General features: G+C 67.2%; 15 protein-coding genes, 1 tRNA gene and 1 pseudogene. 11 read left to right on the forward strand and 6 right to left on the reverse strand.

Translation table 11 applies throughout. The features are described from left to right. Positions 1-140 precede the first annotated feature (140 nt). The 4 genes from IM632_RS05315 (at position 141) to IM632_RS05330 (ending at position 4,089) form a co-directional block, all read left to right on the forward strand. Positions 141-449: an RNA-binding S4 domain-containing protein gene (locus tag IM632_RS05315; RefSeq protein WP_296480217.1), complete on the forward strand. Its 309-nt coding sequence runs from the start codon at positions 141-143 to the stop codon at positions 447-449. Between the two features lie 53 nt (positions 450-502). Further along, positions 503-2,890, forward strand: a complete 2,388-nt coding sequence (locus IM632_RS05320) for a penicillin acylase family protein (RefSeq protein WP_296552073.1) — start codon at positions 503-505, stop codon at positions 2,888-2,890. An 83-nt stretch (positions 2,891-2,973) separates the two neighbouring features. Further along, entirely contained in the window at positions 2,974-3,315 is a 342-nt protein-coding gene (gene fdxA / locus IM632_RS05325) for a ferredoxin FdxA (protein ID WP_296480213.1), read from the forward strand. Between the two features lie 261 nt (positions 3,316-3,576). Next, positions 3,577-4,089, forward strand: a complete 513-nt coding sequence (locus IM632_RS05330) for a CarD family transcriptional regulator (protein WP_296480211.1) — start codon at positions 3,577-3,579, stop codon at positions 4,087-4,089. A 19-nt stretch (positions 4,090-4,108) separates the two neighbouring features. Here the strand turns inward: IM632_RS05330 and IM632_RS05335 are convergent, their stop codons facing one another. Beyond that, entirely contained in the window at positions 4,109-4,942 is an 834-nt protein-coding gene (locus tag IM632_RS05335) for an enoyl-CoA hydratase-related protein (protein WP_296480209.1), read from the reverse strand. A gap of 136 nt (positions 4,943-5,078) precedes the next feature. Here IM632_RS05335 and IM632_RS05340 point away from each other — a divergent pair, with 136 nt between their 5' ends. Then, positions 5,079-5,696: a glutathione S-transferase gene (locus tag IM632_RS05340; protein WP_296480207.1), complete on the forward strand. Its 618-nt coding sequence runs from the start codon at positions 5,079-5,081 to the stop codon at positions 5,694-5,696. 93 nt (positions 5,697-5,789) lie between these two features. On the opposite strand, the pseudogene IM632_RS05345 reads toward IM632_RS05340, so the two are convergent. The 3 genes and pseudogenes from IM632_RS05345 to IM632_RS05350 all read right to left on the reverse strand — a co-directional run. Then, positions 5,790-6,140: pseudogene (locus IM632_RS05345) on the reverse strand (cation:dicarboxylase symporter family transporter); the annotation flags it as partial. Between the two features lie 21 nt (positions 6,141-6,161). Next, complete coding sequence (locus tag IM632_RS14485; protein WP_363278470.1) at positions 6,162-6,272, reverse strand: cation:dicarboxylase symporter family transporter; 111 nt, start codon at positions 6,270-6,272, stop codon at positions 6,162-6,164. A gap of 91 nt (positions 6,273-6,363) precedes the next feature. Then, positions 6,364-6,448: transfer RNA gene (locus tag IM632_RS05350), tRNA-Leu, on the reverse strand. 214 nt (positions 6,449-6,662) lie between these two features. On the opposite strand from IM632_RS05350, the gene IM632_RS05355 reads away from it, so the two are divergent. From IM632_RS05355 to IM632_RS05375, 5 genes are all read left to right on the forward strand, one after another. Beyond that, entirely contained in the window at positions 6,663-8,261 is a 1,599-nt protein-coding gene (locus IM632_RS05355; protein ID WP_296552075.1) for a tetratricopeptide repeat-containing glycosyltransferase family protein, read from the forward strand. Between the two features lie 125 nt (positions 8,262-8,386). Then, on the forward strand, positions 8,387-8,689 hold the full coding sequence (locus IM632_RS05360) for a FeoA family protein (protein WP_296480204.1): 303 nt from the start codon (positions 8,387-8,389) through the stop codon (positions 8,687-8,689). Continuing rightward, the gene (locus tag IM632_RS05365) at positions 8,686-10,545 is read left to right on the forward strand and encodes a ferrous iron transporter B (RefSeq protein ID WP_296497687.1); all 1,860 of its coding nucleotides are present in this window, start codon (positions 8,686-8,688) and stop codon (positions 10,543-10,545) included. Before IM632_RS05360 ends, IM632_RS05365 begins: the two co-directional genes overlap by 4 nt. A gap of 92 nt (positions 10,546-10,637) precedes the next feature. Then, positions 10,638-11,168 carry a disulfide bond formation protein B gene (locus tag IM632_RS05370; protein ID WP_296480200.1) on the forward strand — a complete coding sequence of 177 codons (531 nt, stop codon included), beginning with the start codon at positions 10,638-10,640 and terminating at the stop codon, positions 11,166-11,168. Then, on the forward strand, positions 11,165-11,722 hold the full coding sequence (locus IM632_RS05375; RefSeq protein ID WP_296480198.1) for a demethoxyubiquinone hydroxylase family protein: 558 nt from the start codon (positions 11,165-11,167) through the stop codon (positions 11,720-11,722). Before IM632_RS05370 ends, IM632_RS05375 begins: the two co-directional genes overlap by 4 nt. Before the next feature lie 17 nt (positions 11,723-11,739). Here IM632_RS05375 and IM632_RS05380 read toward each other — a convergent pair whose 3' ends face one another. Further along, positions 11,740-12,300 carry an HNH endonuclease gene (locus tag IM632_RS05380; RefSeq protein ID WP_293519682.1) on the reverse strand — a complete coding sequence of 187 codons (561 nt, stop codon included), beginning with the start codon at positions 12,298-12,300 and terminating at the stop codon, positions 11,740-11,742. 199 nt (positions 12,301-12,499) lie between these two features. Beyond that, positions 12,500-12,622: a hypothetical protein gene (locus IM632_RS05385; protein WP_293513451.1), complete on the reverse strand. Its 123-nt coding sequence runs from the start codon at positions 12,620-12,622 to the stop codon at positions 12,500-12,502. A gap of 429 nt (positions 12,623-13,051) precedes the next feature. On the opposite strand from IM632_RS05385, the gene IM632_RS05390 reads away from it, so the two are divergent. After that, complete coding sequence (locus tag IM632_RS05390; protein ID WP_296552076.1) at positions 13,052-13,684, forward strand: TetR/AcrR family transcriptional regulator; 633 nt, start codon at positions 13,052-13,054, stop codon at positions 13,682-13,684. Positions 13,685-13,689: the final 5 nt, after the last annotated feature.

Raw genomic sequence — 13,689 nt, forward strand, 5'->3', positions numbered from 1 at the left:
CGGCGGCGGAGGGGGCCGGCTCCGCGTCCGCCGTCCGGGAAGGCCGAGGCCTCTCCCTTCTCCGCCCTGGCCGCCCTCCGGACGCCCGAGACCCCGAAGCGCGCCGCCCGGCCGGGCCGGCGCCGGCGCCGGGCGTCCCGGTGACCGAGTCCGCCTCCGTCCGCGCCGACGTCTGGCTCTGGCGCGCGCGGTTCTTCAAGTCCCGCAGCCTGGCGGCCCGGTTCCTGGAAGAGGGCCGGGTGCGTCTGACCCGCGACGGCTCGGAGAGTCGTATCGACAAATGCGCGCGCGCCGTTCGTATCGGCGACCACCTGGTCTTCGCCGTAGGTGGACGGCTGACCGCGGTGAAGGTCCAGGCCCTGGGGGAGCGCCGCGGGCCCCCGGCGGAGGCCCGGACGCTCTACCTGCCCCTCGAGGCGCCCGCGGGGGATCCGCCGGAAGCCCCATGAGCCCTTGCCGCGGCGTCCCGCCGCTCCTAGCCTCCGCGCCGGGGGGACCAAGCATGATGGGACGAACTGCCGCTCTCGGGACGATGATCCTGCTGATGGCCCTGGCGCCGCTCCGCACGGCCGCCGCTGCGCCGCCACCGCCGGTGGAGGCCCGGAAGGTGGCGGGACTGGCGGCGCCTGCCGAAATCCGCATCGACCGATGGGGAGTCCCGCACATCTACGCTCGCTCCGCCCGGGACGCCTTCTTCGTGCAGGGTTACAACGCCGCCCGGGACCGGCTCTGGCAGATCGACCTCTGGCGCAAGCGCGGACTGGGCCTGTTGGCCCGGGACTTCGGACCTGACTTCGCAGAGCAGGACCGCGCCGCCAGGTTGTTCCTGTATCGCGGGGACATGGCCGCCGAATGGGCCGCCTACGGCGGCTCGGCCAGGTCGGACACCGAGGCCTTCGTGGCCGGGATCAACGCCTACGTCGGCGAGATCCTCGACGGACGCCGCCCCTTGCCGCGGGAGTTCCGGATCGCCGGGACCCGCCCTGACCGCTGGGCGGCGGAGGACGTGGTGCGCATCCGCAGCCATGGGCTGACCCGGAACGCGGGGATGGAAGTGACCCGGGCGCGCATCCTGTGCGCCGGCGGACCGGGCGCTGACCGACTGTTCAAGAAGCTGGAACCCGAGTGGACCTCCAAGGTCCCGGAGGGCCTCGACCCCTGCGCCATCCCGGCCGATGTGCTGAAGGACTACAACCTGGCGACCCGCGGGGTGAGGTTCGACGCCGCCCGGCGGCGCCTAGCCTCCGAGGCCTCGCCGGCCGATTCCCAGGGCTCCAACAACTGGACGATCGCACCCTCGAAGACGACCACGGGCCGACCCATCCTTGCGAATGACCCCCACCGGGACCATGGCCTGCCCTCCCTGCGCTACGTGACCCACCTGGAGGCCCCGGGGATGTCGGTGATCGGCGCGGGCGAGCCCGCCCTTCCCGGGGTTTCGATCGGGCACAACGGGACCATCGCCTTCGGCCTGACCATCTTCTACGCCGACCAGGAAGACCTCTACCTCTACGAGACCGCCCCCGGGGACCCGGGCCTCTACCGCTACCAGGACAAATGGGTGCGGATGGAGACGATACGCGAACGCATCGAGGTGCGCAGGGAGACGCCGCAAGACGTCGAGCTGAGGTTCACACGGCATGGTCCCGTGATCTTCGCAGACCCTGCGGGGCGCAGGGCCTTCGCCCTTCGCTCGGTCTGGGCCGAGCCCGGCGCCAGCGCCTACTTCGGCTCCCTCGGCTACATGAACGCCCGCTCCTGGCCCGAGTTCAAGGCCGCCCTGGCGAACTGGGGGACCCCAAGCGAGAACCAGGTCTATGCCGACATCTCCGGGCGGATCGGCTGGGTGGCGGCGGGGCGGACGCCCGCCCGGCCCAACTGGGACGGGCTGCTGCCGGTCCCTGGCGACGGGCGCTACGAGTGGCGGGGCTTCCTCTCCCAGGACCAGTTGCCCTCGCGCGTGGACCCGGCGGAGGGCTTCATCGCGACGGCGAACGCCATGAACCTGCCTGCAGACTATCCCGTCGCCGAGCGCAAGGTCGGCTTCGAATGGGCGAACCCGTCTCGCCAGCAGAGGATCGACGAGGTCCTGGGCGCCGGCGGCCGGATCAGCCTCGAGGCCGCCATGGCCCTGCAGACAGACCCCACCGACATCACCTCCCGTCGCCTCCTGAAGCTGCTGGCGCCGCTCCGGTCAGCGGACCCGCAGACCGCAAGGGCTCTCGACCTCCTGCGCGGCTGGGACGGCGCGGCCCGCGCCGACAGCGCAGCGGCGTCCATCTACCTGACCTGGACCGGCAAGCATCTGGGACCTGCGGTGGTCGCAAAGGCCGCGCCGGAGGCGGCCCGCGCCCTCATCGGCGGCGGCGACCTGGCGGCGGTTATGGACCTCCTGGACGCTCCCGACCAAACGCTCGGCCCCACCCCTGCGGCGACCCGGGACGCGCTTCTCCTTGAGAGCCTTGCGGCGGCCGTTGCGGAAGTCGAGGCGCGCCTGGGACCGGATCCGTCGACCTGGGCATGGGGGCGGCTGCACCAGGCGGGGTTCACCCACATACTGGCGCCGTTTGCGGACAGTGCAGACCGAGCAGGGCTGAGCGTGGGGCCGGCGCCCATGGCCGGGACCTCCCTGTCGCCCCTGGCGGCGAGCTGGCGGCCTGCGGACTTCCAGGTGACCTCGGGCGCCTCGTTCCGGATGGTGCTGGATGTGGGCGACTGGGACTCCAGCCGGTTTATCAACACGCCCGGGCAGTCGGGAGATGTCGACAGCCCGCATGCGCGGGACCTGTTCGAGACCTGGGTGAAGGGCGGCTACCTCCCGCTGGTCTTCAGCCGCAAGGCTGTGGAGGCGGCCACGGAGCGCATCCTGAGACTCACGCCCGCACCCTGAGGGACCGGCGGCATTGACAACCCCGGCGCGGACCGCGAGAACCCGCGCCGGAAGCGACCTGAGCCCGGAGCCCGAGAGCCGCGATGACCTACATCGTCATGGACCCCTGCATAAAATGTAAGTTCATGGACTGCGTGGAGGTCTGTCCGGTGGACTGCTTCTACGAGGGCGAGAACTTCCTGGTCATCAACCCCGACGAGTGCATCGACTGCGGGGTGTGCGAGCCGGAATGCCCGGTCGATGCGATCAAGCCCGATACAGAGGATACGCCCGACGGCAAGTGGCTGAGGGTGAACACCGAATACTCCAAGGTCTGGCCGAATATCACCCTGAAGGGCGATCCGCCCGCCGATGCGACGGACTTTGAGCGGGAAACCGGCAAGTTTGAGAAGTATTTCAGCGAGAAGCCGGGCAAGGGCTCCTGAGGCCTGCACGGCGCAAGCCTTTCTTTGATCTCAGCTTTGTGATAGGGTCCCACTGGTCCGGACGGAGTCCCGTCGGGGCGTTTGTGTTCACAAGTCGTCGCTCGCCGTCGACCTCCGCCCCTGGAAGGCGAAGGGTGTCCTGACAGGAAGCCATCGGAAACAGACAGGGCCGGACCCGCACGTTTTGCGGGACAGGACCGTTTGTCCCCGGGCGGAGGACAAGAACGGCGACGCGCCAGGGTGCGTTGAAGGGATCACAGTATGAGCAAGGACGGTCTTCAGTTCACGGTGGGCGATCATGTGGTCTATCCGGCGCATGGCGTCGGGCAGGTCCAGGGGATCGAAACCCAGGAAGTCGCCGGCTACTCGCTTGAAGTGTATGTCATCACCTTCGACCACGAAAAGATGACCCTGCGGGTGCCCACCGCCAAGGCGCGGGTGTCGGGTCTTCGGTCCCTGGCCGAGGGAAATGTCGTCAGCCAGGCCCTCACCACCCTCAAGGGCCGCGCCCGGGTGAAGCGCACCATGTGGTCGCGCCGCGCTCAGGAATACGAAGCCAAGATCAACTCGGGCGACCTGATCTCGATCGCCGAGGTGGTGCGAGACCTGCACAGGGCCGAGAACCAGCCGGAACAGTCCTACTCAGAGCGACAGCTCTACGAGTCGGCCCTCGACCGGATGGCCCGGGAAGTGGCCGCCATTGAGCGCATTGACCGCGAGGCGGCTGTCGGCATCCTGACCAAGAGCCTGACAAAGGCCGTCGTCTCCGCCTGACCGGGGCGTTGTTGCGGAGTCAGTCGGAAGACTTTGGCCCGGTGCGATAGTCTCCGAATGTCGAATCCCGGCTCGTGAGAGCCTTCGTCACGCCTTGCCGAAGTTCCGCCATGTAGGTGCGGCTGGCGGGAGTGTGCCAGCCGAGCGCGTGCAGGTCGGTGCCCGCGCGGATGCCGGCGCGCATGCCCATGGCCTCCATCTGACGGTGCACCAGGCGCTTATTGAGCTGCGCAAGCTCGGGATCCACCTTGGCGATCCGCTCGGCCATGGCGAGGACCTCGCCCTCCAGGGCCTCGGCCTTGAAGGCGCGGTTGGCGAAGCCCAGGCGTACGGCTTCCAGCCCGTCGAAGGCGTCGCCGGTGAGCATGAGCTCCATGGCCGCCCGCATGCCGACGATCCAGGCGTGGTACTGGTTGTCGGGCGGGCTCATGGTCCGCACGGCCGGGTAGCCGATCTTGGCGTCCTCGGCCACGTAGACGAGGTCGCAGGCGACGGCGAGTTCGGAGCCACCGGCCAGACACCAGCCATGGACCTGGGCGATGATCGGCTTGGACATGTCCCACATGCGGAAACAGCCCTCGACCACGTGCCGGGCCCACTGGCCCTGGCCCCCGGCGGTGTGGAACGGCAAGGCGCCCACGCCGGCGAGATCATAGCCCGAGGAGAAACAGGGACCCGCGCCCCGGAGGATGATCACCCGGACGTCAGAGTCCCTGTCTGCGGCCTCCAGGGCCGCAAACAGCTCGCCGCGCAGGGCGTTGGACAGGGCGTTGCGCTTTTCGGGGCGGTTGAGGGTCAGTCGCCGGATGTGCGGCGCTGGATTGTCGATCAGGAGGATGGGCTGGTCGGTCATGCGGTGTCTCCCCGTGGTTGACTTCAGCCTAGGCGCGGCGGGCCCATCCGGACAAGCACCCTCAGGTTGACGCAGGGTCCGTCTTGACGGGCCCCGCCGCCCGCCGGCTAATCGCGGGAGAGGCAGGAGACCCAGGATGAAACTCTACAACTCCGTCGGACCCAACCCGCAGGTCGTGCGCATGTTCATCGCCGAGAAGGGCATGGACCTTCCCAAACAGGAGGTTGACCTGATGGGTGGTGAGAACCGTCGCCCCCCCTTCAACTCAACGGTGAACGTCGCCGGCCAGTTGCCTGCGCTGGAGCTGGATAACGGCAAGACCATCTCGGAGATCACCGCGATCTGCGAGTACCTTGAGGAGGTCGGCAAGGGTCCCGCCCTGATCGGCGCCACCCCCGAGGAGCGCGCCGAGACCCGCATGTGGGTGCGTCGCATCGACCTCAACATCTGCGAGCCCATGGCCAACGGCTTCCGGGCGGCGGAGGGCCGCGCCATCTTCGCAAACCGGATTAAGCTGGTGGGCGCTGACGGCGCGAAGGAGCTCAAGGAAATCGCCCGCGATCGCCTGATCTGGCTGGATGGCCTGCTGGCCGGACGCACCTGGGTGGCGGGCGAGCGGTTCACGCTCGCCGACATCCTTCTCTTCTGCTTCCTGGCCTTCGGGGCCCAGGTCGGCCAGCCGATCCCGGACGAGGCCGGCAACATCCGGGCCTGGTTCGAGCGCACCAAGGCCCGGCCCAGCGCCGCGGCCTGAGGCCGGTCAGTCGGGGCTCCCTGTTGCGGTCGACACCGCGGCGGGGGGCGCCGGGCCGCGCGCCAGCTCCTTTCGGAGACGAGCGCAATCAAGGTTGGTGAGGGCCCTGCACTCGCTCATGAAGCGGTCGACGCCCGCCAGGAGGGCGAGCCCGGCGATCGGAATGTCCGCGACGACAGGCAGGGTGGCCGCCAGCGTGATAAACTCCCCGCCTGTCACCCCGCTGGCGCCCTTCGAAGTCAGCATGGCGATGCCCAGGATCGTAAGTTGCTGCCCCAGACTCGGCGGGACGTTCATGGCCTGAGCCAGGAACAGGATCGCCAGGGTCATGTAGATGTTGGCGCCATCCAGATTGAAGCTCTAACCCGAGGGACTGACGAGGCGCGTGGTAGTCTTATTGGCGCCCAGCCGCTGGAACTTCTGCATCACTTGCGGAAGAACCGCCGCCGGAAAACCCGGGACGCTTCAAACCATCTTGATCAGCCGCACGAAGGCGTCGGCAAGGGGCTTCAGGGCGACACCGACTTCGGGCCAGACGAATCCGACGGCGATCCCGAGGACGATGGCGACCAGCACCTGGACCTAGAGCAGGCGCAAACTGCGCAGGGTGATTATTCGCGGCCTCGGCTTTCCTGTCTCGGGGGTTGGCCTCTCGCCCCGAGGCGACTGGTGCGGGCGGTCGGGGTCGAACCGACACTCCTTTCGGAACCGGATTTTGAGTCCGGCGCGTCTGCCAATTCCGCCACGCCCGCAAAGTGCCCCGGGGTGATAGCGCCTCTGCGGCAGGATCGCATCCCACTTTTTGCCGGTCTTGCCTAAGAGAGGCTCTTCGTTAGTAAGGTGATAGCGCTTCGGCGCCTACCGAGAGGCGACCGGCCCGTGACCAGCGAAGATCAGCGCCAACTTCCCGAACCACCTACGGCCGAAACTCTCCACCGCGCCTTCTCCCTCCATCAGCAAGGCCGGTTGGCCGATGCCGCCCGTCTCTACGAGCAGATTCTCGCCGCGGAACCGTCGAACTTTGACGCCCTTCATCTGCTAGGCCTGACGGCGCACCAGTCCGGGGACCATGAACGGGCCGTCGAACTGATCAGCGCCGCGCTGAGGATCGATCAGGCCCAGCCAGACGCTTGCTCTAACATTGGCCTCGCCCTGCAAGCCCTCGGTCGCTTCTCCGAAGCCCTCGCCTTCACGGACGCCGCCATCGCCTTGAGGCCCGGCTCGTCAAAGGGCTATTCGAACCGGGGAAACATTCTCCGCGACATGAAGCGCCTGCAAGAGGCGCTGGCGAGCCTGGATCGGGCTGTGGCGCTGGATCCTTCGGACGCCATAGCCCTAAACAATCGGGGAAACGTACTCCTGGATCTTGGGCGTCTGGAGGAGGCGCTCGCCGGCTTCGACAGGGCCATAGCCCTGCGGTCCGACCTGGTCGACGCTCATCTGAACCGGGGGAACGCCCTTGCAAAACTCCACCGCCTCGAGGAGGCCCTCGAGTGTATTGACGGTGTGCTGGCGATAGAGCCGCAGCGTGCCGCGGCCCACGCGAACCGCGGCGCAGTGCTGCAGGAGCTCCGTCGCCTGGACGAGGCGATCGCCGCCTACGACAGGGCGATCGAACTCAAGCCGGACTTCGCCGGCGCGAAATTCAACAAGGCGCTGGCGCTTCTCCTCGACGGACGCTTCGATGAAGGCTGGCCGCTCTACGAGTGCCGAGTAGTGCAGGGAATGCTGTCGCTCCCCAAGCCGGCCTGGCTTGGCGGGAAGGAGATCAGGGGACGGACGGTCCTGCTCCACTCAGAGCAGGGGCTAGGCGACACGCTCCAGTTCTGTCGCTATGCCGCCCTCGTCAAGGAGATGCAGGCGCGAGTTATCCTGAGAGTTCCTTCGCCACTGGTTGGGTTTGTCTCCACTCTGCAAGGCGTCGACGCTGTGGTGAGCGAGTCTGACGCCCTCCCCGAGTTCGATGAGCACTGCCCGCTCCTGTCGCTGCCACTGGCCTTCAGAACCCGGCTGGACACCATACCCGCCCCTTCGCCTTATCTGTCCAGCCGGGCGGACCGGCGTCAGTTCTGGTCCAGGCGGCTCGGCGCCGCCAATGGACTTCGTGTGGGTCTGGCCTGGAGTGGCAACTGGAACTCGATCTCCAGCTACAATCGATTCCTCTCAGTTGCAGACCTCACGGCGCATCTTCCCAAGGGGCCCACCTATGTTGGCCTGCAGAAGGAGGTTCGACCAATTGACCTGGAGGCCCTGGCGAACAGCCAGGTGCTGTTCCTCGGCGATGAGATTCGGGATTTTGAGGACACCGCCGCTCTCTGCGACCTGTTGGACCTCGTGATCACGGTGGACACCAGCCTCGCCCACGTGTCGGGCGCCCTGGCCAGACCGACCTGGGTTCTCCTTTCAAAGGTTCCGGACTGGCGTTGGATGCTGGATCGGCCGGATAGTCCCTGGTATCCGACCGCCAGGCTCTACCGACAGTCGGTGATGGGGCGCTGGGATTCGGTTCTGGAACAGGTCGCCGAGGATTTGACCCGTCTCGCCGAGGAGAAGGGCCCTCGTTGACGCCCGACGTTCACCCGTCGTGGAGCGATCGCCGCCCTTCAATTCATTCAAACGGCGACATTGCGAAGTCAGGGGGGTAAAGCCACAAGAGGCGGACCCAACCGTTTCTCCGGAACCCCCGACCGATGCCGAAAGCCGATCCAGACCCCGAGCGAGCGGAGCCGTTCATTCTTGGTGAGGCTCACCCCGGGGACCTTGGCGTGATCATCAAGGTGCGAACAGGCGGCGACCGGGACCGGGATGGTCTGACGGCCGCAGAGATCGAGCTTAGGCTCCTGGAGTTCGGTTTTGTCGAGGGCGCCCGGGTTGAAGTGCTGCATGAAGGCCCGATCGGAGGCGACCCGATCGCCGTGCGCGTGGACGGTATCCGGATCGCCCTTCGCCGGGCCGAGGCGATGAATGTGGTCCTTGCGCCGGAGGCGGCGTGACCTCTTCCCGGATCGACACTGTCGCCCTTGTCGGAAACCCGAACTGCGGCAAGACGGCGCTTTTCAACGCCCTGACAGGCGGTCGCCAGAAGGTCGCCAACTACGCCGGTGTGACCGTGGAGCGAAAGGAGGGGATAGCGACCCTTCCCTCCGGACGTCGTCTTCGGATTCTCGACCTTCCGGGCACCTACTCTCTGCGAGCGCGCTCCCCGGATGAGGCCATTACCCGGGACGCGGTCCTGGGACGGCTGGCCGACGAGCCGGCGCCCGACGTAATCGTCTGCGTCGCCGACGCCACCAACCTGGGACTGGTGCTGCGACTGGCCTTCGAACTCAAGACCACCGGCCTGCCCATGGTCTTTGTGCTCAACATGATCGACATCGCCGAACGCCAGGGGATCGACATCGACGTTGACGCTCTCTCCCGGGAACTGGGAGCCCCGGTCACCGCGACCGTGGCGACCCGGAAGAGGGGGCTGGAGGCCCTTCTCGAGCTCGCCGCCTCCCAGGCCGATGGGATGCGAACACCCCCGCCATCGGGCTGGCGCGAACCCACGGCCGCCGAGGTCCGCGCGGCCCACCGCCAGGCGCGGGAGCTGATGCGCGCCACCGTCCGGCCGCCCAGCCGGCCGGACACCCTGACCGGACGCCTCGACTCGCTCCTGCTTCACCCCGTCGGTGGCGTCGCTATCCTTCTGGGACTGCTGTTCCTGATGTTCCAGGCCGTCTTCACCTGGGCAGCCCCGGCGCAGGACCTGATCGAGGCTGGATTCGGGGCGCTGGGCGTCGGCGCCGCGGCCGTCTTGCCGGACGGCTGGATGACGGGACTGGTGGTCGATGGCCTCATCGCCGGCGTCGGATCCGTCCTCGTCTTCCTGCCGCAGATTCTCATCCTGTTCCTGTTCATCCTGCTCCTCGAGGACTCCGGATACATGGCGCGGGCGGCCTTCCTCATGGACCGGATCATGGGGGGCGCAGGGCTGCATGGCCGGGCCTTCATCCCCCTGCTCTCCAGCTTCGCCTGCGCGGTCCCGGGCATCATGTCGACACGGGTGATCGACAGTCGCAAGGATAGGCTCACGACCATTCTGACCGCGCCGCTCATGACCTGTTCGGCGCGCATCCCGGTCTACACGCTGATTATCAGCGCCCTGATTCCGAACCGCACCGTCGGGGGCGTGCTGAGTCTGCAGGGTCTTGTGATGTTCAGCCTCTACGCTGCGGGCATCCTCTCGGCCCTCTTGGTGGCCTTCCTGATCCGCAAGGTGTTCTGGAGAGGCGGCAGCGAGCTCTTCATGATGCAGCTTCCCGACTACAAGCGCCCCGAGCCCGGCAACGTCCTGCGCAACCTCGCACAGAAGGCCTGGGCCTTCATCAGCCGCGCAGGCCGGATCATCCTGCCGCTGATGGTGCTGATCTGGGCCCTATCCAGCTGGCCGGCGCCCCCGGAAGGCGCGCAGGGACCCGCCATCGCCTACAGCGCGGCGGGGCGTCTGGGCCACTGGCTGGAGCCGGTCTTCGCCCCCATCGGGTTCAGCTGGGAGATGGTGGTGGCCCTCATCCCAGGCATGGCCGCCCGAGAAGTGGCCGTCGCCGCCCTGGGCGCCATCTATGCGGTGGGCGGCGAGGAGGGCGCCCTGGCCGGGATCCTGTCGCGCCAGTGGACCCTGGCCTCCGGTCTCGCCTTCCTGGCCTGGTACGTCTTCGCGCCCCAGTGCATCGCCACCCTCGCCGTGGTCCGGCGGGAAACCGGCGGCTGGCTCTGGCCCGCGGTCATGTTCGGCTACATGCTTGGCCTCGCCTATGCGGCGGCCTTCCTGGTGTTCCAGGCCTCCCGCGCTCTCGGCCTGGCCTGAGGTCTACCGAGCCATGCTCATCCGGATGGGCAGGACCCTGGCGAGGTGAGGGGCCACTTGGTCCGGGAACGGTTTCGGAGGATAAGGCTGCCATGGTGGATCTCCCCGCAGGACTCAAGGATCGGTTGCCGGCGGCCTGGCCCGGGATCGCCCTGGCGATCAGCGCCGCCATGCTGGCGACAGCCCACGCCTTCGAGCGGTTCGGGGGCTATGCGCCTTGTCTCCTCTGCCTGCAGCAGAGAGAGGTCTACTGGGTGTCTGGGGCCGTGGCCCTCGTCGGGATCGGCCTTCTCCGGACTAGGAAGGCTGAGGCGCTGCGGCCCTGGCTGGCGCTTCTCCTCGCTGCGATCTTCCTTTTCGGCGCAGGCCTCGCCGCCTACCACGCAGGAGTGGAGTGGAAGTGGTGGCCGGGTCCGGGCGCCTGCTCGGGCGTCGGGGGGTCGGTATCCAGCCTGAACCTGGCCGGCCTTCTGGACGGTACGCTCAAGGTCAGGCCGCCGGCCTGCGATACGGCCGCCTGGCGTCTGCTGGGGCTGTCGATGGCGGGCTGGAACGCCCTGGCCTCGCTGGCGTGGGCGGGTCTGGGCGTGCTCGCCTGGCGGTGGGAAAGGAAATCAGCATGACGCAGGCGCCCAGAAAGCCCGGCGCCGGGGCGGGCGCGGCCCGCCTGGCGGAAATTCTGAGGGTGGATCACGCCGGCGAGCTCGGCGCCGTTCACATCTACCGCGGGCAGCGGGCCGTCCTCGGAGAGGCCGCGGGCAAGGAACGGATCGCCGGTCAGCTGGAGGAGATGGAATCCCATGAGGCCCGGCACCTGGCGAGGTTCGAGACACTGCTTGCGGAACGCGGCGTGCGCCCCACGCTGATGACCCCGCTCTGGCGACTGGCGGGTTTCACCCTTGGGGCAGGAACGGCTCTGCTGGGAGAGAAGGCCGCCCACGCCTGCACGGAGGCCGTCGAGACGGTGATCGGTGACCACTACGCCAGGCAGATCGCCGAGCTGGCGGACCGGGATCCGGAGCTTGCGGCGGAACTCTCAGGCTTCCGCGACGAGGAGCTGGCGCATCGGGATCTCGCCGTGGAGGAAGGCGCCCGGGAGGCGCCCGGCTACGCTTTTCTCGCCGCGGCCATCCGGCTCGGGTGCCGGGCGGCGATCCGGATCAGCGAGAAGATCTGACCGCAGATCCTGGTCACTCAGGGATCCAGTTCGACGTCCCAATAGAGATAGTCCATCCAGGACTCGTGCAGATGATGGGGCGGGAACCGCCGCCCCTGGTCCTGGAGATGCCAGGATGTTGGCCGGACGGGGCGTCGCCTGAGCGACATATGGGCCTCCTCCGGCGTACGTCCGCCCTTGTCGAGATTGCAGCGGGAACAGGCGGCGACGATGTTGTCCCAGCTTGTGCGACCACCCCTCGATCTCGGGACCACATGGTCAAAGGTCAGATCCTCACCGCGACCACAGTAGGCGCAGGCGAAGCCATCGCGCAGGAAGACATTGAACCGGGTGAAGGCAGGCGGACGATCCTGGGTCACATAGGCCTTCAGGGAGACCACAGAAGGAAGGCGCATGGAAAAGGCTGGGGAGCGGACTTCCTGGTCATAGGTGGACAGGACATCCACACGATCCAGGAAAACGGCCTTCACCACCTCCTGCCAGGACCACAGCGAGAGAGGATAGTAGCTCAGCGGCCGGAAGTCGGCGTTGAGCACCAGGGCCGGCCAGCCGGAAGGGGCCCGATCAAGGACCTGCATGGTCCGCCCCCGATACCCGCGCTCTGCGGGCAGATAATTGACGCCGTCGTGTGAAGACCGACCTCCCTGCGCTCGGAACCTGTCTCGAGCCAGTATGGAAGCGATTCTCTCTGCTACGCCCAGTGACGGTTAGGAGACAAAAAAGGGGGCCCTTCTTCAGGGCCCCCAGGGGAGGAGACTGGACTGGAGGCGCGCGGCCTCAGGGTAGGATCAGGATCAGGTTACCGATCGCCGCGACGAAGGTCAGGGACAGGAGAAAGATTGGCGTGGAGCGATCGATCAGGCTCTCGATCACAGGGGTGGGGCGGCGGGGCGAGGACATGGACGAACACCTTCTCTTGAGGAACCCGGGGGGAGCGGGCCGTTCGATTTGAACACCGCTTAGATAGCACACATCTGAGCGATGTAAAGATACATTTGTAAAAAATGTTTGGGGAGGACCTTCTCAATTCGTCCCTGACGGAGCGGCAACAAAAAAGGGCCCCGTCAGGGGCCCTTTGCGCTGCCGTCTGAACGCCTAACCTGCAAGTGACGCCAGAGAGGCGACGGCGAGGGCCAAGACAGGGGCGAGGAAGTAGGCCGGGGTGAGACGATCGACCAAGCGTTCCAAATAGACGAGAGACATAACACACCTTCAAGTTAGCGCCCCGGGGGAGCGGGGCCGTTTTTTGCTGCACCTGCGAGATAGGTATGATCTGATCGTTGTCAAGATTGGCTTGCCCCGGATTTTGTTCCCCATTACTGAGATTTCATGGAACACGCTCAACTGACTGAAGCCCGGCCCTACCACCACGGCGACTTGCGGCGCGCCCTAATTGAGGCGGGAAGGCGGCTCCTCGAAGTCGAAGGCGGTGCGGGCATCTCCCTGAGGGCCGTGGCCCGGGAAGCGGGGGTCAGCCCGGCGGCGCCCTATCACCACTTCCGCGACAAGAGCGAACTGCTCGACGCCCTCGCCTTCGAGGGATGGGACCAGTTGGGAAACCAGATGCGCGAAGCCCTCTCAAACACGGGGTCGGAGCGGGACCACCTGGTTACCCTCGGGGTCGCCTATGTGCGGTTCGCCCGGATGAATCCCGCCATCTACCGGGTGATGATCGACTGCAGCCAATCCCATGAGACCATGCCGGAGAAGCTGCGCGACGAGGGCGCCTACCAGCTGACCCGCGACACCCTCGTCGAGGCCGGGGTTGACCCTAACGATGAGACCGGCCTGGAGCTGGCGGCGGTCGCCGTCTGGTGCGCCGCCCATGGGGTGGCCGAGATGGTGGGCTTCAAGGAATTCGAGCCCCTGCGGGTGCAACTGGGAGGCGAAGAGGCCTTCCTGAGGTCGATCTTCAGCCAGCTGGACATATTCCGCCCGGGGCGCAAGGTCGCGGTGGCCTGAACCGC

This window comes from Phenylobacterium sp. (assembly GCF_020402505.1).
Classification (GTDB): Bacteria; Pseudomonadota; Alphaproteobacteria; order Caulobacterales; family Caulobacteraceae; genus Phenylobacterium.

What these genes read in the sequence shown, in the direction of transcription:
- fdxA (WP_296480213.1), top strand. Translation starts at nt 2,974, where the DNA reads ATGACCTACATCGTCATGGACCCCTGCATAAAATGTAAGTTCATGGAC.
- IM632_RS05340 (WP_296480207.1), top strand. Translation starts at nt 5,079, where the DNA reads ATGAAACTCTACAACTCCGTCGGACCCAACCCGCAGGTCGTGCGCATG.
- IM632_RS05375 (WP_296480198.1), top strand. Translation starts at nt 11,165, where the DNA reads ATGACGCAGGCGCCCAGAAAGCCCGGCGCCGGGGCGGGCGCGGCCCGC.
- IM632_RS05390 (WP_296552076.1), top strand. Translation starts at nt 13,052, where the DNA reads ATGGAACACGCTCAACTGACTGAAGCCCGGCCCTACCACCACGGCGAC.
- IM632_RS05380 (WP_293519682.1), bottom strand. Translation starts at nt 12,300, where the DNA reads ATGCAGGTCCTTGATCGGGCCCCTTCCGGCTGGCCGGCCCTGGTGCTC.
- IM632_RS05335 (WP_296480209.1), bottom strand. Translation starts at nt 4,942, where the DNA reads ATGACCGACCAGCCCATCCTCCTGATCGACAATCCAGCGCCGCACATC.
- IM632_RS05370 (WP_296480200.1), top strand. Translation starts at nt 10,638, where the DNA reads ATGGTGGATCTCCCCGCAGGACTCAAGGATCGGTTGCCGGCGGCCTGG.
- IM632_RS05330 (WP_296480211.1), top strand. Translation starts at nt 3,577, where the DNA reads ATGAGCAAGGACGGTCTTCAGTTCACGGTGGGCGATCATGTGGTCTAT.
- IM632_RS05320 (WP_296552073.1), top strand. Translation starts at nt 503, where the DNA reads ATGATGGGACGAACTGCCGCTCTCGGGACGATGATCCTGCTGATGGCC.
- IM632_RS05385 (WP_293513451.1), bottom strand. Translation starts at nt 12,622, where the DNA reads ATGTCCTCGCCCCGCCGCCCCACCCCTGTGATCGAGAGCCTGATCGAT.
- IM632_RS05360 (WP_296480204.1), top strand. Translation starts at nt 8,387, where the DNA reads ATGCCGAAAGCCGATCCAGACCCCGAGCGAGCGGAGCCGTTCATTCTT.